This window comes from Mycobacterium sp. 663a-19 (genome assembly GCF_035616495.1).
Classification (GTDB): domain Bacteria; phylum Actinomycetota; class Actinomycetes; order Mycobacteriales; family Mycobacteriaceae; genus Mycobacterium.
The window spans coordinates 359468-386036 of the sequence record NZ_JAPJAV010000004.1; the positions used below are offsets into that span (position 1 = coordinate 359468).

Here is a 26569-nt window from a genome sequence, read left to right on the forward strand (position 1 = left end):
GGTGCTTTTGCGTCTGCTCGCGGGGGAACGTCAGCCCTCCAGGTCGCCCTCGGTTTCCAGCAGCGCGCGGCGCAGCCCGTCAAGGGTTTCCCGTTGCGGGTCCGCCCACATGCCACGGCCGGCGGCCTCCAGCAGCCGCTCGGCCATGCCGTGCAGTGCCCACGGGTTGGACTCCGCCATGAATTTCCGGTTTTCGGCATCCAGCACGTAGCGCTCTGTGAGCTGTTCGTACATCCAGTCGGCCATCACGCCCGCGGTCGCGTCGTAGCCGAACAGGTAGTCGACGGTGGCGGCCATCTCGAATGCGCCCTTGTAGCCGTGCCGGCGCATCGCGGCCATCCACCGCGGATTGACCACGCGGGCGCGGAAAACCCGGGTGGTCTCCTCCGACAGGGTGCGGGTGCGGATCGCGTCGGGCCTGGTGTTGTCGCCGATGTAGGCGGCGGGCGCCTGGCCGGTCAGCGCGCGCACCGTGGCCACCATCCCGCCGTGGTACTGGAAGTAGTCGTCTGAGTCGGCGATGTCGTGCTCGCGGGTGTCGGTGTTCTTGGCGGCCACCGCGATCCGCCGGTACTGGCGGTTCATGTCGTCGACCGCCTCGCGACCGTCCAGGTCGCGGCCGTAGGCGAAGCCGCCCCAGGCCGCGTACACCTGCGCCAGGTCCGCGTCGTCGCGCCAGTTGCGGCTGTCGATGAGCTGCAGCAGACCGGCGCCGTACGTTCCGGGCTTGGAGCCGAAAATCCTTGTGGTGGAACGTCGTCGATCGCCGTGCTGCGCCAGATCGGCACGGGCGTGCGCCCTTATGTAGTTTTGGTCGGCCGGCTCGTCGAGGTCGGCGACCAGGCGCACCGCGTCGTCGAGCATGGTGACCACGTGCGGGAAGGCGTCGCGGAAGAAGCCCGAGATCCGCACCGTCACATCGATGCGCGGCCGGCCCAGCTCGGCGAGCGGGATCGGTGTCAGCCCGACGACCCGCCGTGACGCGTCGTCCCAGACCGGCCGAACGCCCAGCAGCGCAAGGACTTCGGCGATGTCGTCGCCAGCGGTGCGCATCGCCGAGGTGCCCCACACCGACAGCCCCACCGATTGGGGCCAGCGCCCGTGGTCGCCGCGGTAGCGGTCCAGCAGCGAATCCGCCAGCGCCACACCGGCTTCCCACGCCAGCCGGGACGGTATCGCCTTGGGGTCGACGGAGTAGAAGTTGCGCCCGGTGGGCAGCACGTTGATCAGCCCGCGCAGCGGCGAACCCGACGGACCCGCCGGGATGAACCGGCCGTCCAGCGCCCGCAGCACGTGGTCGATTTCGGATGCCGTCCCGGCCAGCCGGGGCACCACCTCGGTGGCCGCGAACCGCAGCACGCTTGCCACCTCGGTGTTGTCGGTGAGGCTTTCGGCAGCGTCGGGATCCCACCCGGTGGCCTGCAGCGCCGCGACGAGCTCACGTGCGGCGGCCTCGGCCCGGTCGACCGCGGACCGGTCATCGTGGCCGTCCTCGGCCAGGCCCAGCGCCTGCCGCAGGCCCGGGAGGACGTGCTCACCGCCGAACAACTGCCGGGCCCGCAGGATGGCCAGCACCAGGTCGAGTTCTTGTTCGCCGGTTGGCTTTTGGCCCAGGATGTGCAGCCCGTCGCGGATCTGGACGTCCTTGATCTCGCACAGCCAGCCGTCGATGTGCAGGATCATGTCATCGAACGAGTCCTCGGCGGGACGCTCGGTCAGGCCCAGGTCGTGGTCCATCCTGGCGGCCCGGATCAGCGTCCAGATCTGCTGACGGATCGCGGGCAGCTTGCCCGGATCGAGCGCGGCGACGGTGGCGTGCTCGTCGAGCAACTGCTCCAATCGGGCGATGTCGCCGTAGGTTTCGGCGCGCGCCATCGGCGGGATGAGGTGGTCGACGAGCACCGCGTGCGCCCGCCGCTTGGCCTGCGTGCCCTCGCCCGGGTCGTTGACCAGGAACGGGTAGATCAGCGGCAGGTTGCCCAGCGCGGCGTCGGGCCCGCAGGCCGCCGACATGCCCAGCGTCTTTCCCGGCAGCCATTCCAGGTTGCCGTGCTTGCCCAGATGCACCACCGCGTCGGCCTTGAACCCTTCATCCAGCCAGCGGTAGGCCGCCAGGTAGTGGTGGCTCGGCGGCAGGTCCGGGTCGTGGTAGATGGCGACGGGGTTGTCCCCAAAACCGCGCGGCGGCTGCACCATCAGCACCAGGTTGCCCGCTTGCATTGCGGCGATGACGATCTCGCCGTCGCGATCGTTGCTGCGGTCGACGAATAGATCGCCGGGCGGCGGACCCCAGTGCTCCTGCACGGCGTCGGCCAGCTCCGCGGGCAGCGTCGCAAACCAGGCCCGATAGTCCTTGGCGGACACCCGGATCGGGTTGCCGGCCAGCTGCCCCTCGGTGAGCCAGTCGGGATCCTGGCCGCCGCGTTCGATCAGCGCGTGGATCAGGGCGTCGCCGTCGTTGGCGTCCACCCCGGGCAGCTCGCCGATCCGATACCCGCGCTCGCGCAGCGCGCGCAGCAGCGCCACCGCGCTGGCCGGGGTGTCCAGCCCGACCGCGTTGCCGATCCGGGCGTGCTTGCTGGGATAGGCCGAGAACACCAGGGCCACCCGCTTGTCGCCCGGCGCGACATGGCGTAGCCGCGCGTGCCGCACCGCCAGGCCCGCGACGCGCGCGCAGCGCTCCGGGTCGGCGACATAGGAGATCAGGCCGTCGTCGTCAATCTCCTTGAACGAGAACGGAACCGTGATGATGCGGCCATCGAACTCCGGGACCGCCACCTGGCTGGCCACGTCCAGCGGGCTGAGCCCGTCGTCATTGGCGCGCCATTGGTCCCGCGGGCTGGTCAAACACAGGCCCTGCAGGATCGGGATGTCCAGGGCCGCAAGGTGTTCGACGTTCCAGCTGTCGTCATCACCACCGGCGGCCACCGTGGCGGGCTTGAGTCCCCCGGCGGCGAGCACCGTGACGACCATGGCGTCGGCGTCGCCGAGCCGTTGCAGCAGTTCGGGTTCCGCGGTGCGCAACGACGCGCAGTAGACGGGCAGCGGCCGCCCGCCCTCGTCCTCGATGGCCCGGCACAGCGACTCGATGTAGGCGGTATTGCCGGCCAGGTGCTGCGCGCGGTAGTACAGCACCGCGATCGTCGGGCCCTGGGCGTCCTTGGCATGCGGCCGCTCCAGCTCTCCCCAGGTGGGGGTCATCACCGGCGGCGTGAACCCGAACCCGGTCATCAGCACGGTGTCCGACAGGAACGCGTGCAGCTGGCGCAGGTTGTCCACCCCGCCGTGGGCCAGGTAGATGTGAGCCTGCACCGCGATCCCGGCGGCCAGCGTGGACAGGCCGGTCAGCTCGGCGTCGGCGGCCTGCTCCCCGCTGACCAGCACCGCCGGGATACCGCTGGCGATGACGGTGTCGATGCCGCTCTGCCAGGCGCGGTAGCCGCCGAGGATGCGGACCACCACGACCGCGGCGTCGGCCAGCAGGTCGGGCAGCTCGTCGTCGGAGAGCCGCGACGGGTTGGCCCATCGATAGTTCTTGCCGCTGGACCGGGCGCTGATCAGGTCGGTGTCGGACGTCGACAGCAGCAGGATGGTCGGCTCGGCCACCCACCATTCGTACCGCAGCGGGACTCGGTGATTCGCGGCGGCACCGCTAGCGTGAGGCCATGAGGAATGCCGCGGTCGCAGACAAGGTCATCGCCGTCACCGGCGGAGCGCGCGGAATCGGTCTGGCCATTGCCACGGTTCTGCAGGGTCTCGGCGGCAGGGTGGCAATCGGGGATATCGACGAATCCGCCGTCAAGGAGGCGGGCGCCCGGTTAGGGCTTGAGGTCTGCCGCGGATTGGACGTGACCGACCGGCAATCCTTCACCGATTTTCTCGACGCCGTCGAAAACGAACTCGGGCCCGTCGACGTGGTTGTGAACAACGCCGGGGTGATCGCGGTGGGTAGCGCGGTCGACGAGCCCGACACCGTCACCCGACGGGTGTTCGACGTCAACGTCCACGGCGTCATCCTGGGCACTAAGCTGGCCGCGCAACGGATGCTGCCGCGCGGTCACGGTCACATCGTCAACATCGGGTCGGTGGGCAGCGTGTTGCCGGCCGCGGGCCTCGCAACCTATTGCGCGACAAAGCATGCCGTGCTCGGGTACACCGAAACCGTTCGCATGGAGAACCGTGGGCGCGGTGTCCACTTCTCGGTCATCATGCCGACTTTGACGAACACCGAGATGGTCGCCGGATTCGGACACGCGAGGGGATTCAAGAACGCCGAGCCGGAAGACGTCGCCCGGGCGGTCGCCGGTGTGATTGCCAAACCGAAATCACGCGTGGTCGTTCCTCGTTCGATGGGCATAGTCCTCTCGGCTCAGCGCTTCATGCCGCAACGGATGTCGGAGGCGATTGGGCGCGCGCTGGGGACGGATCGCGTTTGCACCACCGACCTCGAAGTGGAGAAGCGCGCGTCGTACGCCCGCCGGACCGGGACGTCGTGATCGTCAGGCCGGGCGCACCTCGAAGTGCGACGGCTCGGGTCGGCGCAACAGCTCGCGGTGTGTATCGGGAGACCACGGGAACAGCTCCGGCAGGCCGTCCTTGCCGAGATACCAGCTGTTGCAGCCCGAGACCCAGATCGTCTGCGGCATAGCGGCTTTCATGCGCTCGTTGTATTCCTTGGTGGCCGCCTCGGTCGGCGCCGCGGCGCGTACGACACCATCACGGAGCTGCTCGATCCACCACATCACGTAATCGGCCTGGTCTTCGGCGATCGGCACCAGCGACTGGTTGCCGATCGGCGAATGCGGCCCCATCAGCATGAACAGGTTCGGGAACCCGGGCACCGCGACCGACCGGTACGCCATCGGACCGTCGGCCCACGCCTCGTCCAGAGAGAGCCCGCCCTCCCCGATCACCTCCAGCGGGCGCACGTAGGCGCGGGCATCAAAGCCGGTGGCGTAGACCAGCAGGTCGAGTTCGTGCAGGGTGCCGTCGGCGGTGACGATGCCGCGGGGCTCGATGTGGTCGATCGAGTCGGTGATGATCTCGACGCCGGGCTTTTGTACGGACCGGTAGAAGTGCCCGGCCATCACCTGCCGCTTGCACATCGGTTGGTAAGTGGGGGTCAGCTTGGCCCGGAGCTGCGGGTCGCGCACCGACAGCCGCAGGTTCCACCGGCACCAGGCCTGGATCTGACGGCGCTGCCAGCCCGGGCGGATCGGCGCCACGCCGAACCAGTGCCGCATCAGCCACCCCCAGAAGCGATACGGCAGACCGTTCAGCGCCGGCCACCTCGACAGCGCCGCCTGAGCCAACTTCGAATAACGCGGGTTGGGGAATGGGTAAACCCACTGCGCGGTGCGCTGAAAGACCTTCAGCTGGCGCACCTTGCCGCCGAGCTCCGCGACGATCTGCACGCCCGTCGACCCGGTCCCGATCAAGCCGATCCTCTTGTCCGGCAACGAGACCGAGTGGTCCCAGCGCGACGAGTGGAAGGCGGGACCGGCGAACGACTCCCGCCCGGGGATATCCGGGTAACGGGGCACCCGCAACACCCCCGTCGCGGTGACGAGCAAGTCGAACGTCTCCTCCCCGTCGGGGGTGGTGAGCCGCCAGCGGCCGTCGTCGTATTCGGCCCTGGTGACGTTGGCGCCGAACCGGATGTGCTTGCGGATGCCGCGTTCGTCGGCCACCTGCCGGAAGTACGCCTGGATCTCCGGACCCGGCGGCAGCCAGTGCGACCAGTTGGGGTTCGGCCGGAACGAATAGGAGTAGTAGCGCGACGGGACGTCGCAGGTGAGCCCCGGATACGTGTTGTCGCGCCAGGTGCCGCCGACGTCGTCGGCCTTCTCGTAAATGGTGAAGGAGTCGATGCCGGCGTCCTGCAGCTTGGCGGCCATGCAGATGCCGGACATCCCGGCGCCGATGATCGCGACCTTCAGTGGGCGCTTCGGTGTCATAGCAATCACCCGACCTCTCGCTGGTGCGCACGTTACGCCGGATTGCCCCCGGTGCGTACCGTAGGCGGATGGCCAGAGCCCGCGACGTCGACGGCTGCCCGGGTGCGCTGCAGGTGCATCAGGCGGCCGACGGCGCGCTGGTTCGGGTGCGGCTACCCGGCGGCATGATCACGGCCGCCCAGCTGGCGACGCTGTCCCTGGTGTCGCAGCGGTTCGGCTCGGGGGCGCTGGAGCTGACGTCGCGCGGCAACGTACAGCTGCGCGGCATCACCGACGTGACGGCGGCCGCCGAGGCGATCGCCGGCGCCGGGCTGTTGCCGTCGACGACGCACGAGCGGGTCCGCAACGTCGTCGCGTCGCCGCTGTCGGGCCGGGCCGACGGCAAACTCGACGTGCGCCCGCTGGTCGGCGAGCTGGACGCGGCGATCCGCGCCGAGCCGCGGCTCGCGGAGCTCGGCGGGCGGTTCTGGTTCAGCCTCGACGACGGCCGCGCCGACGTGTCCGGGCTGGGCGCCGACGTCGGCGCGCACGTCCTGGGCGACGACTGCGCGGTGCTGCTGGCGGGGCGCGACACCGGCGTCCGGGTGGGTGTGGGCTCCGCGGTCGAGGCGCTCGTCGGCGTTGCCGCCCGGTTCGTGCAGATGCGCGGAAGGGCTTGGCGCGTCAACGAATTGGACGACGCCGCGGCGCTGCTGCCCGGGGCCGCGCTCGGTGACGCGCCCTTCCCGCCGGTCACCAGGGCCCCGGTGGGCTGGCTGGGCCAGGACGACGGCCGGGTCGCGCTGGGCGCCGCGGTGCCGTTCGGGGCGCTGCCCGCACACGTCGCGGATTTGCTCGCCGCCGTCGGGGCGCCGCTGGTGGTCACGCCGTGGCGGTCGGTGCTGGTGTGCGACCTCGACGAGCCTTCCGCGGACGCCGCGCTTCGCGTGCTCGCACCGTTGGGCCTGGTGTTCGACGAGAACTCCCCCTGGCTGAACGTCAGCGCCTGCATCGGCAGCCCGGGATGCGCGCATTCGGCCGCCGACGTGCGGGCCGACGCGGCGCTGTTGCTCGAGGAGGATTCGGCGGTGCACAGGCACTTTGTCGGCTGCGAACGGGCCTGCGGCAGCCCGCCGGCCGGTGAGGTGCTGCTGGCGACGGGCGACGGATACCGGCGGCTACGGTAATCGGGTGCTCGACTACATCCGCGACGCGGCCGAGATCTATCGCCAGTCGTTCGCGGCCATCCGCGCCGAGGCCGACCTGACGCGATTTCCCGACGACGTCGCGCGCGTCGTGGTCCGGCTGATCCACACCTGCGGACAGGTCGACGTCGCCGAGCACGTCGCCTTCACCGACGACGTCGTCGAGCGGACCGGCGCCGCCCTGCGCGATGGCGCACCGGTGCTGTGCGATTCGTCGATGGTGGCCGCCGGGATCACCACCGCGCGGCTGCCCGCCGACAATCGGGTCGTGTCGCTGGTGGCCGACCCGCGAGCGGCCGACCTGGCCGCGCGCCGAAAGACCACCCGCTCGGCGGCCGGGGTGGAGCTGTGGGCCGACCGGCTAGCCGGGGCTGTGCTGGCGATCGGCAACGCGCCGACCGCGCTGTTTCGGCTGCTCGAGCTGATCGACGAGGGCGCGTCGCCGCCGGTCGCGGTGCTGGGTGGGCCGGTCGGGTTCGTCGGGTCGGCGCAATCCAAGCAGGAGCTCGTCGAAAACCCGCGCGGGATGTCGTATCTGGTGGTGCGGGGCCGCCGCGGCGGCAGCGCCATGGCGGCCGCCGCCGTCAACGCGATCGCGAGCCGCAGCGAATGACCAAGCGCGGCACCCTGTGGGGAGTCGGCCTGGGGCCCGGCGACCCGGAGCTGGTCACCGTCAAGGCGGCCCGGGTGATCGGCGAGGCGGACGTCGTCGCGTATCACAGCGCCCGGCACGGCCGCAGCATCGCGCGCGGCATCGCCGAGCCGTACCTGCGGCCCGGCCAGGTCGAGGAGCACCTGATCTACCCGGTGACCACCGAGGTGACCGATCATCCCGGCGGCTACGCCGGCGCGATCGAGGACTTCTACGCCGACGCCACCCGGCGGATCGCCGCGCACCTCGACGCGGGCCGCAACGTGGCGCTGCTCGCCGAGGGCGACCCGCTGTTCTACAGCTCGTACATGCATTTGCACACCCGGCTGACGCAGCGGTTCGACGCCGTGATCGTGCCGGGTGTGACGTCGGTGAGCGCCGCCTCGGCGGCCATCGCGACGCCGCTGGTGGCCGGCGACGAGGTGCTGTCGGTGCTGCCGGGCACCCTGCCGGTCGCCGAGCTGACCCGCCGGCTCGCCGACGCCGACGCCGCCGTCGTCCTCAAGCTGGGGCGCTCGTATCACGCTGTGCGGGAGGCGCTTTCGGCCACCGGGCAGCTCGACGGGGCGTTCTACGTGGAGCGCGCCAGCACCGCCGGCGAGCGCGTACTGCCCGCCGCCGAGGTCGACGAGAGCAGCGTCCCGTACTTCTCGCTGGCGATGCTGCCGGGTGGGCGGCGCGGTGAGCCGTCGCTGGCCGGCACCGTCGCGGTGGTGGGCCTGGGCCCCGGCGACCTCGACTGGATGACGCCGCAGAGCCGACGCGAGCTGGCCGCGGCGACCGACCTGATCGGCTACGGCGGCTACCTGGACCGAGTTCCGGTCCGCGACGGGCAGCGGCGCCACCCCAGCGACAACACCGACGAGCCCGCCCGCGCCCGGCTGGCGTGCACTCTGGCCGAGAAGGGGCACGCCGTCGCGGTGGTGTCGTCGGGCGATCCGGGCGTGTTCGCGATGGCCACCGCCGTGTTGGAAGAGGCCAAACAGTGGCCGGGGGTGCGGATCCGGGTGATCCCGGCGATGACCGCCGCGCAGGCCGTCGCCAGCCGGGTGGGCGCGCCGCTGGGTCACGACTACGCGGTGATCTCGCTGTCCGACCGGCTCAAGCCGTGGGAGGTGATCTCGGCGCGGCTGGCCGCCGCGGCCGCCGCCGATCTGGTGCTGGCCATCTACAACCCGGCCTCGAAGTCGCGACGCTGGCAGGTCGGTGCGATGCGCGATGTGCTGCTGGCGCATCGCGAACCCGGCACGCCGGTGGTGATCGGCCGCAGTGTCTCCGGGCCCGACGAAGAGGTGCGCGTGGTGCGGCTGGCCGATCTCGACCCCGACGAGGTCGACATGCGCTGCCTGCTGATCGTCGGATCTTCGCAAACCCAGTGGTACTCAGACGATTCCGGGGATCGGGTGTTCACCCCACGCCGCTACCCTGGCTGACGGGGCCGCCAACGGGCCGCCAACAACGGGCCGCCAACGCGGAAGGAGACTTTCGATGATCGAAATACTGCCGGACATGCCGCAGGGAGTGACCGGTATCCGGGTGTCCGGCCGGCTGCGGGGTGATGAACTTCGCGAGGCCAAACCGGACCTGGAGGAGCGGCTGAAAACCGGCGAGATCAGGATCGTGGAGGTCATTGCGCCCGACTACGAGGGCTTCGGGCCCGGCGGCTTGGTCGAGGACCTGAAGCTGGGCCTGGGCACCGTCTTGCCGCACCATTCGGCGTTCAAGCGAATCGCTGTCGTCTCCGACAAGGACTGGATCACCCATACCGTGCACGCGCTGGCGTGGATGATCCCCGGCGAGCTCGCGGTGTTCGGCCTCGACGAGCTCGAGCGCGCCAAGGAGTGGGCCGCCGGCTGAGCGCCGTGGTTTTTAGTCGCGGTCCCAGCTGCGCGGCACCATGGGCAGGGTCGGAGGCTCGCCCAGCCCGTCGCCGGCCAGGGTGATCAGCCCGGCGGGCTGGGGATCGCCGGATTTGGCTGTGGCACCGGCGAATCCGAGCGATCCCGCCCCCTGCGCGGAGGTGTGCACGGGGTCCGGTTCGTGTAGTTCCATGAATTCGTAGCGGTGCGCGCGATCCTGGGCGGTGGCGCGCCGGCGGGCCCGGGCCCGGTCCTTGTCCGCCGCCACGGCCGCGGCGGGCGCGTCGACGTCGTCGGGCGCCGGCTCTTCGGACTTCCCACGTGCCCGGCCGCTCGCGCTGTTGCGCGCCGACGATCCCGTCAGGCCCACGGCGTACAGCGAGTCGGAGATGCCCGTGCCGATTCCGTCGGTCGCCGTCGGACCGAAGCCGACGCCCGGACCGCCGCCGACCGGTCCGCCACCCGACGCCGTGGCCACACTTGGCGCCGGGCTGGAAGCCGTGGCGCTGCTCGCATTCGCCGGGGTACTGGCGGACATTGTCGGCGTCGGAGCCGGCGTGGTGGCCATCGGCGTCGGCGGTGCCGTTGCCAACGGCACGCTTACCGCCGGCGCAGCAGCGGCGGCGGTGGCGCTCACCGCACCGGCGACAGCTGCGGCCACGCCTGCGGCAGCGGCGGCGGAAACAGCCGCGATCATGACCGGAGCAAGCATTACTCCCAGCTGAGCCGTTTGTACTAAGGGCCAGACGAGCATCAACGAGTGAAAGATGAACCAACCCAACGCTGTGGCCAGCGCGGGGCTCATGCCGGGAATTTGCATGAAGAAGGAGGACACCGCGTTGGCAAATGGAACCGCGTCAATTGGCCAGCCGTTGGGGTATATCTCCTTCCCGAGCGGCCAGAGGACGTTTTGGGTGAAGTCCGAAAGTTGCTTCGCTAGCTCGTCCTGCCACGAGGTGGCGGTAGGAGTCTCGGAAGCAGTATTCGCTGCCGCTGCCTGGACCTCGCCGCCCGGAGTGACTATCTGCGGCGCGGGCGTCGTCGCCGGAACCGCGGTGAGCGCGGATTCGCTGACGGCCTGGTAGGTGGTCATCGTCGTGGCTGCCTGCACCCACATGCGCGCGTAATCCGCTTCGTTCACCGCGATCGGGATGGTGTTGACGCCGAAGAAATTGGTGGCGACGAGGGCGGCGTGGGTGGCATGGTTTGCCGCGAGCTCGGCCGGCGTAGGCATGGTGGCCAGCGCGGTGGTGTAGGCGGTGGCCGCCGTCGTGTGCAATGTGGCCGCGGCCGAGCTCTTGGTGGCGCTTTCGAGCAGCCAGCTCAGGTAGGGGGCATGCGCCGCCACGTACCGTTCGGCGCTGGGCCCGTCCCAGGCGCCGCCCTGCACGGCGCCCAGTAGCGCGGTGAGTTCGTCTGCCGCAGCGGCATATTCGGTGCCCAGCGCCGACCACGCGGCCGCGGCGGCGAGCAGCGGCCCGGGTCCCGGGCCGCTGCTGAGCAATGTCGAATGCACCTCCGGCGGAAAGGCGATCCAGATCGGGGCGGTCATCGTCGGCGGCCGTCGAGCGGGGACACGGATACCTCTTCGGTTCTCAAGGGGCTGTTGCTTGCCTCCAGTGGTCGGTTTGCGGAGCGGTTTGGTTCCCCGCCCGTTTTCCCGCCGCCTTTGCGCGCGGCCCGGGCATGCGCAACGATGCAGGGATGCGGTGTGACGTTGCACGTGAGGCGCTTTCCGCGCGATTGGACGGCGAGCGACCCCAAGTGCTCGCGCAGCAGGTGGACGCCCATCTTCAGTCGTGCCGAAGTTGCCGGACCTGGCTGATCGGCGCCGCCGTGCAGACCCGGCGGCTGGCCTCGATGGAGCCCGGCGACGCGCCGGATCTGGTCGACAAGATTCTGGCAAGCGCCGCTGAATCCGGTACCTACCACCGCGGGATGCGCTGGCTGCGGTCTCACTATCGGCGGTGGGGCCTGATCGGCGTCGGTGCGTTCCAGGTGGCGATCGCCGCGGCGCAAATCAGTGGAACCGATTTCGGCATGGTGTCGGCGCATATGCACGGCGCGATGTCCGGAGAGCACCTGATGCACGAGTCCACCGCGTGGCTGCTGGCATTGGGCCTGGCGATGATGGCCGCCGGCATCTGGCCCATCACCGCGATCGGCGTCGCGGCGATCACCGGCGTGTATTCGGTCGCGCTGTTGGGCTACGTGGTCGTCGACGCGTTCAACGGTGAGGTGACCGCGGCGCGCATCGCGAGCCATGTGCCCCTGTTGCTGGGTCTGGTGTTCACGCTGCTGGTGGCGCGCGAGCGCGCCGGCTCGCACGTATCGCGCCGGCGCGACACCGATGGCTCCGATGGTTCGGCCGATCGCCCGCGCGCCGCGCCGAACGCCGTCCGGCGGCGCGGGCACCTGTGGCCGATCAACCGGTCGTCGCATCCGGGCTCAGCGCCTACGACAACCCGTCGTAGACTGACCGCGCCCGCGCAACTAAGGTGGTTGGCCATGACCGCGTCAAGCGACGACGAGGCCGTTACCGAACTCGCTTTGGCAGCCGCACGGGGGAATGCGCGGGCGCTCGAGGCGTTCATCAAGGCCACCCAGCAAGACGTGTGGCGCTTCGTGGCCTACCTGTCCGACGCGGGCACCGCCGACGATCTGACCCAGGAGACGTACCTGCGGGCGATCGGCGCCATCGAACGGTTTTCCGCGCGCTCCACGGCCCGAACCTGGTTGCTGGCCATCGCGCGCCGGGTGGTGGCCGACCACATCCGCCATGTCCGATCGCGGCCCCGCACCGCTCCCGGCGCCGATCCCGAACAGGTACTAAGCGGCGATCGCCACGCCCGCGGATTCGAAGACCTGGTCGAGGTGACGACGATGATCGCCGGCCTGACCACCGAACAACGGGAAGCCCTGTTGCTCACCCAGCTGCTGGGGCTGCCCTACGCCGACGCCGCGGCGGTGTGCGGTTGCCCCGTTGGCACCATCCGGTCCCGGGTCGCCCGCGCCCGCGATGCGCTGCTCGCCGACACCGAGCGCGACGACCTGACCGGTTAGTCCTTAGTCCAGCCCGGCGACCCAGTCGGCCGCCTCCTGCACGGTGCCGACCGCTCGGACGCCTGCCGGCAGCGGCGGGCGGGCAACCATCACCACCGGAATGCCCAGCGCGGCAGCGGCATCCAGCTTCGCGCGGGTCATCTCGCCGCCGCTGTTCTTGGTCACCAGCGCGTCGATGCGGTGCTCGCGCATGATGGCGCATTCGTCGTCGTATCGGTAGGGCCCGCGGGACAGCAGCAGCTCGTGGTGGCGCGGCAGCGCGGCCGCGTCGGGTTCGGTGACCGCGCGGACGAGGAACCACGCGTCGCTGTTCGCGAAGGCGTTGACGCCGGACCGGCCGGTGGTCAGGAATATGCGCGAATATTGTTGTTGATCGATGGATTTCGCGGCTTCGGTGTCGGACTGTACGACTGTTGCGGCGCCGGGATCCCACGCCGGGCGGGCCAGCACGAGGTGGGGTATCTGTGTTTGCGCACATGCTTCGACGGCGTGCGCGGTCATGGTTGCCGCGAACGGGTGGGTGGCGTCGACGACGGCGTCGATGCGGTCCTCCTGTAGCCAGCGCCGCAGCCCGTCGACACCGCCGAATGCGCCGATGCGCACCGGCCCCACCGGCAGCGCCGGCTCCGGCACCCGTCCGGCCAGCGAGCTGATGATGTCGACCCGCGGGTGCAGCGCTTTGGCCAGGGCGCGGGCCTCGGCGGTGCCGCCGAGCAGCAACACCCGCATCAGTGTGCGCCTTTGGCGCGACGCGCTCTTGAGTAGAGGTAGCTGTCGGTGAATCCCTCGGCGGCCAGCACGTCACCCACGATGATCACCGCGGTCTTGGTGACGTCGGCGTCGTGCATCTGTGCGGCGATGTTTTCGAGCGTGCCGCGTAGCACGACCTGTCGCGGCCAGCTCGCGAAAGCCACTACCGCGGCGGGGGTTTCGGGCTTGTAGCCGCCTTGCAGTAGTTGCGGGACGATGTTGTCGATCTGGGCCGCGGCCAGGTGCAGCACGAGGGCGCCGCCGGAGTGGGCGAGGGTTTGGAGGTCTTCTCCTTGCGGCATCGGCGTCGACAGCGTCGCGGTTCGGGTCAACGTCACAGTCTGCGCCACCCCCGGGACGGTGAGCTCGCGCTTGAGGGCGGCGGCGGCGGCGGCGAAAGCCGGTACACCCGGGACGACTTCGTAGCCGATGCCCAGCGCGTCGAGCTGGCGGCACTGCTCGGCCAGCGCGCTGTAGAGCGACGGGTCACCGGAGTGCAGCCGGGCCACGTCGTGGCCCGCGGCGTCGGCGTTCTGGAGTTCGGCGATGATCTGGTCGAGCGTCAGCGGGCCGGTGTCGATGATCTTCGCGTCGGGCGGGCACAGGGCCAGCAGGTCGTCGGGCATGATCGAACCCGCAAAGAGGCATGTCTTGCAGCGTTGGAGCAGTCGTTGTCCGCGCACGGTGATCAGGTCGGCGGCACCGGGCCCGGCGCCGATGAAGTACACCGTCACTTTGTCACCGACCACTGCGTGACCGGGCGCTGTGGTCGCCAGCCGGTGAAGCCGCCCAGCGGCTCGCCCTGATAGTGCTGGAAGCGGCGCAGCTGGCCGCCGAGGCGTGAATACGCCTGCAGCAGAACGGCTTCGGACTCGGTGGTGACGGTGTTGGCGACCAGCCTCCCGCCGGTGGGCAGGTTGTCGAGGCAAGCGTTCAGGAGGCCGGTCCGGGTCAGGCCGCCGCCGATGAAGATCGCGGACGGCGGTGGGGCGCCGTCGAACGCGTCGGGGACCTCGCCGCGCACGTCGATGTCCAGGCCCGCGGAGTTGAACCCGATGTTGTTGCGGCGGCGTTCGTCGCGTTCGAAAGCCACGGCGCTGCAGCCTCGGTGGCTTCGGCACCACTCGACGGCGATGCTGCCCGATCCCGCGCCGACGTCCCAGAGCCGCTCCCCCGGCCGCGGCTGCAGAGCCGCCAACGTCACTGCCCGGATTCCGTATTTGGTGATCTGCCCGTCGTGGACGAAGGCATCGTCGGGCAGCGGCGACACGCGCTCGTCGGGCAGGTAGCGGACGGCGATGACGTTGAGGTCGTCGACGTCCGCGGGCGCGTCGTGGGCCCATTGGTGCGCGGTGGCGTCGCGGCAGCGTTCGCTCGGGCCGCCGAGCTGTTCGAGGACGGTGAGGTGGGACTCCCCGCGGCCGTGTTCGATGAGCAGTGCCGCCAGGTCCTTGGGCGTGGATCCGTTCTGCGACAGCACGATCGCCTGGCCGCCACGACGCACCGCGGCGCGCGGCGGGGCGGTCACGAGACTGATCACCTCGGTGTCGTGGACGTTCCAGCCCATCCGCGCGCAGGCCAGCGTCACAGAAGACACGTGCGGCAGCACCCTTACCTTTTCTGCGCCGTAGAGGCGGATGAGGGTGCCGCCGATGCCGTGCATCAGCGGGTCGCCGCTGGCGACGATGTGGACGTCGTCGTCGACGGGCAGCGCCTGCAGGGCGGACAGCATCGGCGAGGGCCACTCCCGTCGGGCGGCGCGAAGCGTGTCGTCGAGCAGGGCGAGTTGCCGTCTTGCGCCGTAAATCACTGTCGCCCTTTGTAATTCGGCGCGTGATGCTTCGCCGAGCCCCGCCATGCCGTCGGCACCGATACCGACCACGGTGATCATCGCGGCATCCTGCGCCAGATGGATTGCGGCAGCACCCGCATGACGGCGGACGCGGGCCCCAGCGCCCATGGGATCCACACGGTTCTCCGGCCCTTGGCCAGCGCACGCGCGGTGGCCGCGGCCACTCGCGGCGGGGTGCTGGCCAGCGGTGCGGGCTTCATGCCCTCCGTCATGCGTCCGATCACGAAACCCGGGCGCGCGATCAGCAGTTTGACGCCGCTGCCGTGCAGGGCGTCGGCCAACCCGCTGGCGAAGCCGTCCAGGCCGGCCTTGGCCGAGCCGTAAACGTAGTTGGCGCGACGCACCCGCGCGCCCGCGATCGACGAGAACACCACCAGCGACCCCTTGCCGGCCGTCCGCATCGCGGTCGCCAGGTGGGTGAGCATGCTGACCTGTGCGACGTAGTCGGTGTGCACGATGGAGATTGCGTGAGCTGCGTCGGCCTCGGCGCGGGCCTGGTCGCCGAGGATGCCGAAGGCCAGCACCGCGACGCCGATCGGGCCGTGATCGGCCAGGATTGAGGCGACCAGCGGGCCGTGGGAGGCCAGGTCGTCGGCGTCGAACTCCCTGGTGTGCACCGCCTCGGCCCCGGCTTCTTTCAGCGCGGCGACCTGCTCGTCCAGGCGGTCGGCATTCCGCGCGGCCAGGATCACCGTCGCCCCTTTGGCCAGGAGTCGCGCGAGTTCGATGCCGATCTCGCTGCGGCCGCCCAGAATTAGTACCGGACCTGCGCCCGTGTCATCCACGGCTGCGATTATCACCTGCGCTAGCGTGAGCGGTGATGACGAACACCACCACGCGGCTCACCGACGACGCCTTGGCGTTTCTGTCCGAACGTCATCTGGCCATGCTGACCACGCTGCGTGCCGACAATTCGCCGCATGTGGTGGCCGTCGGTTTCACCTTCGATCCCAAGACGCATATCGCGCGGGTCATCACCACCGGGGGGTCCCAGAAGGCCATCAACGCCGACCGTGCCGGGATGGCCGTGCTCAGCCAGGTCGACGGGGCCCGGTGGCTGTCGCTGGAGGGCCGCTCCAAGGTCAACAGCGACGTCGACGCCGTGCGCGACGCCGAGCTGCGCTATGCCCAGCGCTATCGCACCCCACGTCCCAACCCGCGCCGGGTGGTCATCGAAGTCCAGGTGGAACGGGTGCTCGGGTCGTCGGATCTGCTCGACCGCAGCGAGTAGCTCTTGGGGTCGCCGGACCGCAAGTTTGCCAGGGCAGCACTGAATTGACCGGCATCGTTTGCCCTGGTTAGCCTCACCACCAGTGCAAACTGGGCAACCGAGGCTTCCCCTGGCCAAGACATTCCACGACAAGCGAGGCGCACGGTAGGCAGTTCGAACATGGATGAGCGCGGTGTCGAGAAGCCCGAGGCGGTGCGATGAAGCTGGGCTACATAAGTGTCGCGGCGCTGATCGCCGAGGCCGGTGGCGATCCCTGGGCGATCAACCAAAGCCTGCAAGCCGGCCGTCCCGCGCAGGTTTCCGATCTGGCCGAGGCGTTTCACGCCGCGGGCCGGTGCACCGCCGAGTCCACCAAGGCCTTCGACGAGGCCCGTCGCCGCTTTGAGGCGTCGTGGAATCGGGACAACGGCGAGAACCCGATCAACGACTCCGCCGAGGTGCAACGGGTGACCGCGTCGCTGGGCGCCCAGGCCCTTCAGCTGCCGAAGATCGGCGTCGACCTGGAAAACATCGCCGCCACCCTGGCCGAAGCACAGCGAACGAGCGCGGGGGTGATCTCGACCCTGGAGGGCCGACTCCAGCAGCTCGACAATGAAATCGGCCAAGCGGTGGAACAGGAGAAACATATCCATCTCAGCGCGGCCGACATAGCCGCGCTCGATGCGCTGATCTCTCATCTCGAGCAACAGGCCATCGATGACACCAAATCAGCGCTGGGCCAAGTTCAGTCAGTACGCAACGGTTACTCCGACTGCCTACAAGGCTCGCTGAATAACCTACGCAACGAAGGCTATGACCCCGGCGTGATCCAACCTGTGGACGCGCATGGAATGCCGTCGAAGGCCGAACCCGAGGCCAACCGACAGCAAAACCAGATCGACGCGTTCGCAAAGGTTTTCGGCCGACCACCAAGTTCCGCCGCCGACTGGGAGACCGCCGCGGCGCTCGATCCCCATAGCTATGACCCGAAGAACGGCGGCGTGCCCCCTAACGTCGTTGTCGGGCGGATCAAACCGATGCCCGGCCAAGGGGTAGTACGGTCAAACCTCTTCATCCCGGGCCGCGCCGTTTTGGATCCCCAGCTCGATTGGCCGCCAGACCACGACAACTTGGGTGATAACCGCGGCTTCTCTTCCACGGCGGGCCCCGAGGCGTCGAGGGTGTCAATATTTGTCGACTACGAGAATGGGATCATCGTCGCGCGACAGAATCCATCGGTAGACGCGACGACAGGTCAGATACGAGTTGGGACGCCCGCCATCTCGGCAGTCCAGCAAAGCAACGGCTCGGTCCTGGTCAAATACAGCGCCGCCGACCCCTTCTCACCCGGGGGCGAAGGCCTCGCCAAGGCGGTCCCGTTCGATGTGAATGGGACGATCGCGATTGAGCCGGCACCCGCAGGTCCCCGGGTCGGCGGAACGGTGACGAATTTCCCTGCGATCGAGATCTACGGTGACCAAGCAGGAAGGACGACGAGGATCGTTCAGTCGTGGCCCGTCTTCGTGGATGGCCCCTTGGGGCCGGCAGCGGGTCTCTGGTGGCACAAGCCGATCGGGGACCAAGCCGTTGAACTCGGCTTTAACGATCAGTATCCGGCTCCGAGGATTCCCGCCCCTCCCCACCCCGGACATGTGCCGTCCGCAGCGCCCATCGCCCCACCGCTTGTTGCGAGCCCACCGGGGACGTATCCCCTCGGGCCCGTAGATCATCCGCCTGAAATCGGTGTCCACGATCCCGTTGTCATGCTGCCGCCATTGCCCGTGAAATGAGAAAGGGTCACGTGGAATCCATGAAAGAGCCAGTCGATTGGGTACGTGCGGTGTTTTCCGGCGCAATTATCGGTGGGGTTTTGTGGGCGATCATGGTGAAGATGCTGTCAGTGATCACCCATGAGCACATGCCCATGCGGGACGTTTATACCTTCCTCCCGGTCGTATCCTCTATTGTGCTTATAGCTGGAATAGTCGTGTGCATCTTCTCAAGACATTCGTTTTGGCGCAGCATAGCGGTCGGTATCATCTTGGCCCCGCTCACGGGATGGTCGATCCTGCTATTCGTTACCTTGACCATGGTCTTGCCATCGCACTGGATGCACTGACGTGGCCTCTTCGGAATATGTAAGTCCCTTTGACCAGGCGCGCGACCGGCCGGCGCAACTTATGGCTGGCCTATTTGTCGGCGTAATGTCGACGATGCTAACGTTCGGTTTCCTTTGGTTCTTCGCTCCAGTATTTCCTCTTTTCCTTTGCGGAGCGACAATGGCCTTCCGCCGTACGACTGCGTTCTCTGTCGGTGCGTTCGCCGCCTTTTTTGGCGTCTTTACTTTTGTCGCCTTATTCGCGATATTGTGGTGGGTATAGAAAGCGGCTAAGGCGGTAATACGCAGCGGGATTACGAGGATCCCCAGAATGCCGAGCGTGATCGCCACAGGAACCCTTGATGGTGACCAGAGCGGGACCGTCGAGCGCGTGGTCGCCGCAAACCTGAATAACTTGAAGACCGCATCGGCGATACCATCGGCTGATACGACGGAGACGACACGGGTAGTCCACGCGATGTGGACATCTCACGTTGCTGAGGCAGGCAGCACCGCACGGGAGGGTCAATGAGCGGGGGCGACGACCAAATACGAATAATTCTCGAGCGGCTCGCACAGTTGAGTGGGCAGCCACCACCGCCGGGGATCACGCCTGATCAGCTGGCGGCGGGCCGCTCGATGATCAGCCAACTGCTGAAAGTGCTTGGTATAGCCTCTAATAGCGGCGATCCCGCCGACATCGACGCGGCGCTGGCCGGATACGACGAGCGCAGCCTGAAGACCGGTGACGCACTTACGAAATTTCCTGCCAACGAAGCAGAGTCGTCGGCGAAGATGGCCGGTGTCGGCGGTCAAGGCGAGATGTCGCAGATGCTGCAGCAGTTTCCGCAGATGGCGTCTGGGCTTGCCGGCGGCCTCTCGGGTGCCCTCGGTGGCCTCATGCAACCGCTGGGCCAGATCTCGCAGCAGGTCGCTCAGATCGGCCAGCAAGCGATGCAAGCGGGCATGGGTGGACTGCAACATGCGACCGGAGCTGCGGCAGGGGCGGGCGAGGCCATTCCTGGTGAATTGCTCGGGGCTACCGGCGGCGCGGGTGAGCTTGGCGGTGGTGGCGGTGGTTTAGGCGGTGGCCTGGGCGCCACTACACCGACCGCGATGCTCGGGCCGCTTCCCGCCCCATCCGCCGGTACCGAGCCCGCATCGGCGCATACCGGTTCGCCACCGCCTGCCAATCCGTCGCCGCCGCCCAGCGGGCCGAGGGGTGCTATGGGCGCGATGCCGATGGTGCCGCCGGGTGCCATGCATGGCGCGGCCGGGACGGGCAATGATTCAAAGCCCGACACCAAACGCATCGTCGCGCCGTCCGTAAAGAACGGCGCCCCCGTGCAGGGGCGTATCACCACACCACCGCCGACACCGGAAGTGACCAAACGTATTGAGGGCAAACCGATTGCGAGCCGGCGGATTCTGCTGCCCGAACACAAGCGCGACGAGGATCCGGACTCGAGCCGGTAAGGGCAGTTCACTGTCGGGGCGGTCATCTAGATGGGTCGCGCACCAGACCATTTGTCCACGAGTGAGTTCCGGATCTTTGCTCTTGTGTGTTTCGAAATTGCTCGCTCTCGTTGAGTTCTGACTCTCGCTCCTGACAGCAAAGAAAACCTCGCATCACGGCGGCGGTGCGGTCCGTATCGCCCTTCGCGAAATCGATTGACCTAACTCTCAGCAGCGGGAAGTATGCCAAGCGGCTCTGACTACCACTAGTGTTGCTGGACGATACGATCTAGACGTGTCGAACCTGTCCCAACCTCCAAATGGTCCGCTCGGCGCCCCCCCGTGGCCGCCCGCTACGCCACCTCCGCGGAGGCTGCAATGGCCGATGTTCGCATTCCTGTCGATCGCCCTGTTAGCCACCCTAGCTGTCGCGATTGTCGGCTGGTTTCGACCTGAACCAGCCAAACCGCCGACCGCCCCGAGGTACACCGATCAACAGATAGCCGACGCCAAAGCTAAAGTCTGTTCTACCTACGAGCAAGTGCGGAAGGCGGTCGTCGCCAATACAAGCCGCAACGGAGGTGACGATCCCACGGCAACGCTTGCCGTAGCCGCGAACGCGCGAACGGCGTTGTACGACGGCGGAGAGTATCTGTCGAAGACTTTGGCTCAACAGCCAGCAACCCCTCATGAGCTCGTTAAGGCAATCCAGACACTCGTCGATTCATACCAACAGCTCGCAATCGGCTACATGGCAGAGGTCCCCGATTCCGACCTCCAATCATCCCGGGACGCCGTTACTAACGCTGGCACTGCGGTCTACGGCCTGTGCAAATGACATTTTCTTCCGACGGGCTGCGCTGTGACGAACTTGCCCAGTTGTCGAAATGAAACCGGAGGGATCAGACAATTTATTTGCGGAAATTTTGCCAATCAAAGCTTTTAAATAAATCGCTTCCGTGGTACAACATGATTTCCATTCAGTCATGGCCATCGGCCTTTCGATCGCCGATTATCGCATGCCGGCTGCGACTGACTAGCACGTTGGTCTAGGAGCGATACGATTATGGAGTGCCGAACCTGCTCCCGCCTCACAATGCTCCGCTCGGCGCCCGGTGGCCGTCCGCAATGCCACTCCCACCGAGACGGCAGTGGCCCATATTCGCATTTCTGACCGTCGCCGTCCTTCTGATGCTTGGTGTCGCGATCGTCGGCTGGTTTCGACCTGTGCCGGCCAAACCCGCGCCTCCGCCGCCCACATACACGAACCAGCAGATCGCCGAAGCCAAAGCGAGAGTATGTGCCGCTTACACGAAGGTCCACAGCGCGGTCGGCGTTAGTATGGCTCGCGATCTGGGAAGCGACCCGGCTGCACAGCTTGCGGTCGCGACAAGCGCACGGCAAGCCCTACTTGCGGGCCGCGAATACCTTATGACCACACTTTCTGAAGAGCCCGCAACGGCACCGGACCTGGCAGGAGCAATTCGAAAGCTTGCAAACCTGTTTCAGCAATACACAGTTGACTACTTGAATGGACGCAAAAATGCTGAGATGGAATCGGCCTTACGAGCTGGCGATGAGACAACCTTGACAATTGAAAGCTTGTGCAAATGATTTTCCCTCCTGGTGAATGGTCCTTCTTACTTGTTGGCGATCAATGGCCCGATGATCAAGATCTAATGGCCCTTTCGCATGGGAAGATGAATCGGGGACAGATCAAAACTGGGTACGCTCATTTCGCAGATATGCTGCGAATGGCGCAAACCGGTCCGCTCGCAGAACAACAGGGCCACACAGCTGATGACCTCCGCGACGCCTTCCGCCAGGGTGAGGGCCAAGCGCGGCGGGTGGCAGAAAAGAATGGGGTCAAAGAGAGTGCGTATGGCACCGCGTACGACAGCATGCAAAGCCTTCAGAGCGATCTGACAGGTCTGGCAGACGAGGGTAATCAACGGATCAAAGAGATCCAGGACTCCAAAGAGCCGGTAGAAGCCAAGGTGCCTCAGATTGTCGCCGCAATAAACGAGTATCGAGCACTGGCCAGCATGGCTGCCGCGAAATATAGCGGCAACGTCTTCGACGCGATGCAGCGAATCCTGGACGAAGAGGGACTGGGGCAATCGGCTCGTCAGTTCGCGCAAGCCCACGGCCTTGATGCCGGACAAATGTTCAGACACTCCGACGACCCGAAGGATCTTGAGGGTCAGGTAAGAAGTCTGCTGGGAGATGCTGGTTCTACGAGGCCAGGGGCCGGACACGATGCAGTGCCGAGCCCTAGTCCCGGGGCGACATCTCCAACCGGCTCCGCGCCACCGCAGCTCGGTGCACCAGGCAGCAACGCACCGACTGGGCAGGGATACCCAGCGAACTTCACCACAACGTCCGCGCCACCCCAAGTCGGCACACCAGGAGGCAAAGCGCCAGTTGGGCAGGCAAACCCAGCAAACTTTGCCACAACATCCGTTCCACCCCAAGTCGGCACGCCAGGAGGCAAAACGCTCCCAGGGCTTGATGCGGGAGCGACGTCGCCAAAAATCTCAACTCCCCCAATAACAGCGCCAGCGGTTCCTGCGGCCCCGACGATGACCGGCGCCGTGACTCCGGGATTATCTGCAACACCACAACCACCCGTCTCACCACTGACCGGCGGCACACCACTCGCGCCTACGAGCCCTGTCCAAGGCGTGACGCCGAGCGAACTGATGCAAAGCTTCGACAAGGGATTGCAGACAGGCGCGCCGTTCTCGAATGCAGCCGGTGCGATACCGCCAGCCCAGATGGCACCGACCGACCCAACAGCCGCGACCACCCCGTCCGCGGGCATCGGCGCCCCAGTCAACGCACCCGTCTTTGACTCGCCGCCGCCCGTCGCGCACGCGCCCACACCGGACGCACCCCCCGCGCCGCAGGTGGTGGCGGGGCCAGCGGCCACATCGGGACCCGTCGCGGCGACACCCCCGCCGTCGGGACCCCTCCCCGCTTACGCCTCCGACATAAGGCCGACGATGTCTGCTGCCACGACGCCCGCCGCACCGCCAACCCCGCCCCCGTCGACGATGCCGGCTTCGGCGCCGGTCCATCCGTCGGCCGGCCAGGGCAGTCCGGCTCAGCCCACGGTCGTGCGTCGAGAGACCCCGCCGGTGCCGCCGTCCTCGCCGTCAAGCCTGGGAGCCCAAGCCGTCACGGCGACTGCCACCGGGGCGGTCGCCGGCGTGGCATCGGCCGACGCAACGGCGCGTGCGCGCCTGCAGCGCCTGGTGTTTGCGGTGGCCCGCCAACAACCGCGGCTGGCCTGGGCGGCCGGGGATCGCCCTGACAACACCACCGTGCTGGCAACCGATCTCGCGAGCGGCTGGATACCACCGGGCATCGATCTCCCGGCCGCGGTCAAACTGCTCCCTCCGGAGCGACGCCGAGGCGATCTGGAATTCCTCCTCGGCGAAGTCAGCGTCGCCGTCGGCTATACCCCCATCCACCACATCCCGGAGGACGACGAGCCGGTCGCCACGTCGCCGCGGCCGCGGTGTGTACCCGATATCGACGAGCTCGGCTGGGAGCTCAATCAGGCGACCCAGTGGCGCGATGGACTCCCGCGGCTTGCCCACACGCTGGCCAAAGCCGCGTCAGCCGGTACCGGCGTGGTGGACAAGGAAGTCGACCAACTGCGCGAGCACCTGGCCGCGATTAGCGCCCGCGTCCTCGACAGCTATCCCGACAACGTGGATTCGAACGACATTGGCAACTGGCAGCTGCTGGCCGCCATTGACGCGCTGGTGGCCGGTGACAAGACCGCCGCGAATTATCACCTCGCCTGGTTCAAAGCCTGCAGCACAACGACAACCGGACAAGCCCTCCCAAGGTGAATTGACCAGCAAACCAGCGGTAGTAATGTCACACCTGCTCGGAAGGGGTTGCGATGGAAGTCGACATGGGGTTGCTGCATTCGGGCGGCAACGAGTCGCACCGCGCGGGCGGGCACGCCCGAGAGGCGGCAAACAACCTGTCGCGGGGACCCCTGACACCCGGGATGTTCGGTGAGTTCCCCGCGGCCGAATCGTTTCACGAGGCGGTCACCTCGGCGCAAGCCCACCACGCGAAAACCCTTCAGGCCCACCAGGAAACGCTGACTTCAGTAGGCAAGAACGCACACACGGCCGCCAACGGGTTCACCGACATGGAGACACGCAGCGCCGCACAGCTGCGGGCGGTGCACCCAGCCCAGCCGAAGCCAATTAGCGAGTCGCCTGCTCCCCCAACGTAATTCGGTGCCGTCCGGGCGATACGGCCACGGTCGGGCCCGCGGGCTGACCATCGACTCGCACCCGGACCCCGGCGGGTAGCTCGGCTAGCGTGATCTGCACCACCGCATCTGTGGACACCGTGATCGTCGACGACGGCAACGACGCCAGCCCCGCGCGCCGCAAGTCCACCGTAACAGCGGCGACCCCGCTGAGCCGCAGCGTCAGGTACGGCAGCGGGTCGACGGGCAACCCGATCCGCCAATCCAATTCGCTGTACACCCCGGGCGACGGGTCGAAGTTGAGGACCACGCCGCGGCGATGCCTAACGGTGTGCGTCGGGTCCGGGCGGGCATACGACCGCGCGTCGACCTCCGCGACGGCCCCGCGCCGCGCCACCACCGACGGATCCGCGGTCAGCCCCGACAGCCACCACACCCGATCGGGTCCGATGCCCAGGTCGCCCCGCACCAGCTGCGGATACCACGCGAACGTGATGTGTCCCGGATCCGCTTGGCGCAGACCGGTTCCCATGTGGGCGATCGGATCCTCGAACTTGTCCTGGAACACCCAGGCGATGTGATCCTCGAACGGGTACACCGTAAAGCGGTGGCGGTAGCCGAGCCGGTCGAGCTCGAGCACCTGCTCGGCCGCGGACGCGAACGGCACCAGCTCGTCGACCAGCCCGTGGGCGATCACATACGGAAGCCAACGGGCGTTGACCAACAACTTCCAGGTGTCGCCCTCGCGGGCGCAGGGCGAGTCCGGGTCCAGGTCGGCCGGAACGTCGACGTCGGGCAGCAGGCGCACGCCACACGTCGGCGGTCCGGCCAGCACCACCGCCTGTGCGAACACCTCCGGATAGCTCAGCCCGAACTTGTACGCCGCGTAGCCGCCCATCGAATAACCGGAAACCACAGTGCGATTGGGGTCGGTACCCAGCTGTTCGGCCACCCGCGCCCACACTTCCCAGACGTCGAGTTCGCCGGTGTCGAAGTACCAGGTCGACGGCCCCCGGGCCAGCGGCGTGACCACCACAGTGTCACGGCCCTCGCACACCTCGTGCAGCAGCCGCGGGTCGATCGCCGCAAACTGGCTCTGGCCCAACGCAAGCGAGTGCAGCAGCAGCGTCAGCGGCAACACCCGACCGGGCGCGTACGTCGACGGCAGGCATATCGCGTACGGCTGGACCCGGCCGAGGAATTGCGGCTTGGTGCTCAAAATGTCGTCGGACGACGCGACGCCCTGCCCCAGCTCGATCGACGACACGTACCACCGCGTCGACGGCCCGGTGATCACCGGTTCGAGCGTGGTTTCGCCGGCCGCCAGCCGGTCCCACTGCACCGTCACCGCAAACTCCGAGACGTCGCCGCGGGTCAGGGCCGCGGCCTGGGCCGCATCGGACCAGAAGTTCAGATGCGGCGGCTCCTGCGCGTTGGTCCGGAACGCGACGTTGTACACGTTGGGCTGCCCGGGCAGCGCGCCACGCCCGGCGGGCACGTCGGCGAACCCGTCGCCCGCCGCGTTGGCCAAACCGGCGACCAGCCGCACCGTCCAGTCGCCGACGGGATCCACCAGCGACCGCGGAACCCGCGCCACGAACGACCGCGACGCCATGTCCACGCTGTGCTCCACGGGCGTGCTCATCCCGGTGGTCAGGTCGATCAACGCGGCGCCGGAACCCGAAACCCGCAGCGCCAGGTCGATTCCCGGCGAGCGCACGCCCGCGCCGGCCGGCCACTGCCCCGACCCCGCCCGGCCCGGGTCCGTGTCGAACGCGAACAGCGCGATCGGCACCGAGGCGTCCACCAGCGTGTTCCAGTCGATCCGCCACCACGTGTCGGTCGCGGTGAGCCCGACGGCGACGCGAAAGATGTCGGCGCCGTTGCCCGCGGCGGGGCCGTCGGGATAGACGTAGGTGCCGCGCGGCGGCGCCTGGATTTTCAGGTCGCCGACCGGCAGGCCGGTCGCGCCGTGGTCGTCGTAGAGGAAGTCGGTCCAAAACAGGGCGCCGCCGGCCACCCGGCCGGTGCCGCAGGTGCGCGGGAACTCCTCGCCGAACGGCCATCCCTCCGGCGCGGGAAGCCGCGGCTCGGGCCGGCGCGCGGCCGGCGGCGCCCCCTCGGGCATGCCGTCGAGCACGACGAGCTGGGCCGGCGGCGCCGGTGACGGAGGGGCGGGGTGCAGCACCGCGTCGGTGAGGTGTCGTGCGATGCGGATCGGAAGCAGGGCTAGGTCCAGGATCGACACC

At 68.0% G+C, this 26569-nt stretch carries 23 protein-coding genes and 1 pseudogene; 15 read left to right on the forward strand and 9 right to left on the reverse strand.

From position 1 onward, the window contains the following. Window positions 1–30: 30 nt before the first annotated feature. Window positions 31–3606 (reverse strand): cobaltochelatase subunit CobN, encoded by a 3576-nt coding sequence (gene cobN / locus OQ968_RS10310; RefSeq protein ID WP_324677306.1) that lies wholly within the window; start codon window positions 3604–3606, stop codon window positions 31–33. A gap of 59 nt (window positions 3607–3665) precedes the next feature. On the opposite strand from cobN, the gene OQ968_RS10315 reads away from it, so the two are divergent. Then, window positions 3666–4496 (forward strand): SDR family oxidoreductase, encoded by an 831-nt coding sequence (locus OQ968_RS10315; RefSeq protein WP_324677308.1) that lies wholly within the window; start codon window positions 3666–3668, stop codon window positions 4494–4496. A gap of 3 nt (window positions 4497–4499) precedes the next feature. Here the strand turns inward: OQ968_RS10315 and OQ968_RS10320 are convergent, their stop codons facing one another. Further along, a complete protein-coding gene (locus tag OQ968_RS10320) occupies window positions 4500–5957 on the reverse strand; it encodes an NAD(P)/FAD-dependent oxidoreductase (protein ID WP_324677310.1) in 1458 nt (485 codons plus the stop codon). Between the two features lie 68 nt (window positions 5958–6025). Between OQ968_RS10320 and cobG the strand changes: the two genes are divergently transcribed. Genes cobG through OQ968_RS10340 form a run of 4 tightly spaced genes read left to right on the forward strand, consistent with a single transcriptional unit; the run spans window position 6026 to window position 9650 of the window. Continuing rightward, a complete protein-coding gene (cobG, locus tag OQ968_RS10325; RefSeq protein ID WP_324677312.1) occupies window positions 6026–7123 on the forward strand; it encodes a precorrin-3B synthase in 1098 nt (365 codons plus the stop codon). A 4-nt stretch (window positions 7124–7127) separates the two neighbouring features. Further along, window positions 7128–7754, forward strand: coding sequence for a precorrin-8X methylmutase (locus tag OQ968_RS10330; protein ID WP_324677314.1), 627 nt, complete (start codon window positions 7128–7130; stop codon window positions 7752–7754). After that, the gene (locus tag OQ968_RS10335) at window positions 7751–9226 is read left to right on the forward strand and encodes a precorrin-2 C(20)-methyltransferase (protein ID WP_324677316.1); all 1476 of its coding nucleotides are present in this window, start codon (window positions 7751–7753) and stop codon (window positions 9224–9226) included. Before OQ968_RS10330 ends, OQ968_RS10335 begins: the two co-directional genes overlap by 4 nt. Before the next feature lie 55 nt (window positions 9227–9281). Further along, window positions 9282–9650 (forward strand): STAS/SEC14 domain-containing protein, encoded by a 369-nt coding sequence (locus tag OQ968_RS10340; protein ID WP_324677318.1) that lies wholly within the window; start codon window positions 9282–9284, stop codon window positions 9648–9650. Between the two features lie 12 nt (window positions 9651–9662). Here the strand turns inward: OQ968_RS10340 and OQ968_RS10345 are convergent, their stop codons facing one another. After that, entirely contained in the window at window positions 9663–11204 is a 1542-nt protein-coding gene (locus OQ968_RS10345) for a PPE family protein (RefSeq protein ID WP_324677320.1), read from the reverse strand. A gap of 152 nt (window positions 11205–11356) precedes the next feature. Between OQ968_RS10345 and OQ968_RS10350 the strand changes: the two are divergent. After that, window positions 11357–11968: pseudogene (locus tag OQ968_RS10350) on the forward strand (DUF2275 domain-containing protein); the annotation flags it as partial. Window positions 11969–12160: 192 nt separating this feature from the next. Further along, the gene (gene sigC, locus OQ968_RS10355) at window positions 12161–12715 is read left to right on the forward strand and encodes an RNA polymerase sigma factor SigC (RefSeq protein WP_324677425.1); all 555 of its coding nucleotides are present in this window, start codon (window positions 12161–12163) and stop codon (window positions 12713–12715) included. A gap of 3 nt (window positions 12716–12718) precedes the next feature. Here the strand turns inward: sigC and OQ968_RS10360 are convergent, their stop codons facing one another. The 4 genes from OQ968_RS10360 to OQ968_RS10375 are packed head-to-tail and all read right to left on the reverse strand — an operon-like array spanning window position 12719 to window position 16102. Beyond that, window positions 12719–13444: a cobalt-precorrin-6A reductase gene (locus tag OQ968_RS10360; protein WP_324677322.1), complete on the reverse strand. Its 726-nt coding sequence runs from the start codon at window positions 13442–13444 to the stop codon at window positions 12719–12721. Further along, the gene (cobM, locus tag OQ968_RS10365; protein ID WP_324677324.1) at window positions 13444–14199 is read right to left on the reverse strand and encodes a precorrin-4 C(11)-methyltransferase; all 756 of its coding nucleotides are present in this window, start codon (window positions 14197–14199) and stop codon (window positions 13444–13446) included. The genes OQ968_RS10360 and cobM overlap by 1 nt, the downstream gene beginning before the upstream one ends. Next, window positions 14196–15356, reverse strand: a complete 1161-nt coding sequence (gene cbiE / locus OQ968_RS10370) for a precorrin-6y C5,15-methyltransferase (decarboxylating) subunit CbiE (RefSeq protein WP_324677326.1) — start codon at window positions 15354–15356, stop codon at window positions 14196–14198. The genes cobM and cbiE overlap by 4 nt, the downstream gene beginning before the upstream one ends. After that, on the reverse strand, window positions 15353–16102 hold the full coding sequence (locus OQ968_RS10375; RefSeq protein ID WP_324677328.1) for an SDR family NAD(P)-dependent oxidoreductase: 750 nt from the start codon (window positions 16100–16102) through the stop codon (window positions 15353–15355). Before OQ968_RS10375 ends, cbiE begins: the two co-directional genes overlap by 4 nt. Window positions 16103–16137: 35 nt before the next feature. Here OQ968_RS10375 and OQ968_RS10380 point away from each other — a divergent pair, with 35 nt between their 5' ends. The 6 genes from OQ968_RS10380 (at window position 16138) to OQ968_RS10405 (ending at window position 21694) form a co-directional block, all read left to right on the forward strand. Next, the gene (locus OQ968_RS10380) at window positions 16138–16548 is read left to right on the forward strand and encodes a F420-dependent biliverdin reductase (protein WP_324677330.1); all 411 of its coding nucleotides are present in this window, start codon (window positions 16138–16140) and stop codon (window positions 16546–16548) included. A gap of 197 nt (window positions 16549–16745) precedes the next feature. Beyond that, window positions 16746–18317, forward strand: a complete 1572-nt coding sequence (locus OQ968_RS10385; protein ID WP_324677332.1) for a hypothetical protein — start codon at window positions 16746–16748, stop codon at window positions 18315–18317. A gap of 20 nt (window positions 18318–18337) precedes the next feature. Continuing rightward, window positions 18338–18646, forward strand: a complete 309-nt coding sequence (locus OQ968_RS10390; protein ID WP_324677334.1) for a hypothetical protein — start codon at window positions 18338–18340, stop codon at window positions 18644–18646. A 618-nt stretch (window positions 18647–19264) separates the two neighbouring features. After that, on the forward strand, window positions 19265–20101 hold the full coding sequence (locus OQ968_RS10395; protein ID WP_420715884.1) for a hypothetical protein: 837 nt from the start codon (window positions 19265–19267) through the stop codon (window positions 20099–20101). Window positions 20102–20465: 364 nt separating this feature from the next. Continuing rightward, the gene (locus OQ968_RS10400; RefSeq protein WP_324677339.1) at window positions 20466–20918 is read left to right on the forward strand and encodes a hypothetical protein; all 453 of its coding nucleotides are present in this window, start codon (window positions 20466–20468) and stop codon (window positions 20916–20918) included. 353 nt (window positions 20919–21271) lie between these two features. Further along, entirely contained in the window at window positions 21272–21694 is a 423-nt protein-coding gene (locus OQ968_RS10405) for a hypothetical protein (protein ID WP_324677341.1), read from the forward strand. A 62-nt stretch (window positions 21695–21756) separates the two neighbouring features. On the opposite strand, the gene OQ968_RS10410 is transcribed toward OQ968_RS10405, so the two are convergent. Next, entirely contained in the window at window positions 21757–22257 is a 501-nt protein-coding gene (locus OQ968_RS10410; protein ID WP_324677343.1) for a hypothetical protein, read from the reverse strand. Window positions 22258–23292: 1035 nt separating this feature from the next. Between OQ968_RS10410 and OQ968_RS10415 the strand changes: the two genes are divergently transcribed. Further along, window positions 23293–23943 carry a DUF5631 domain-containing protein gene (locus tag OQ968_RS10415; RefSeq protein WP_324677345.1) on the forward strand — a complete coding sequence of 217 codons (651 nt, stop codon included), beginning with the start codon at window positions 23293–23295 and terminating at the stop codon, window positions 23941–23943. A 53-nt stretch (window positions 23944–23996) separates the two neighbouring features. Next, complete coding sequence (locus OQ968_RS10420; protein ID WP_324677347.1) at window positions 23997–24341, forward strand: DUF2563 family protein; 345 nt, start codon at window positions 23997–23999, stop codon at window positions 24339–24341. Here OQ968_RS10420 and OQ968_RS10425 read toward each other — a convergent pair. Beyond that, a complete protein-coding gene (locus OQ968_RS10425) occupies window positions 24313–26568 on the reverse strand; it encodes an alpha/beta hydrolase-fold protein (protein WP_324677349.1) in 2256 nt (751 codons plus the stop codon). The two genes, OQ968_RS10420 and OQ968_RS10425, sit on opposite strands and share 29 nt — an antisense overlap. Window position 26569 lies beyond the last annotated feature (1 nt).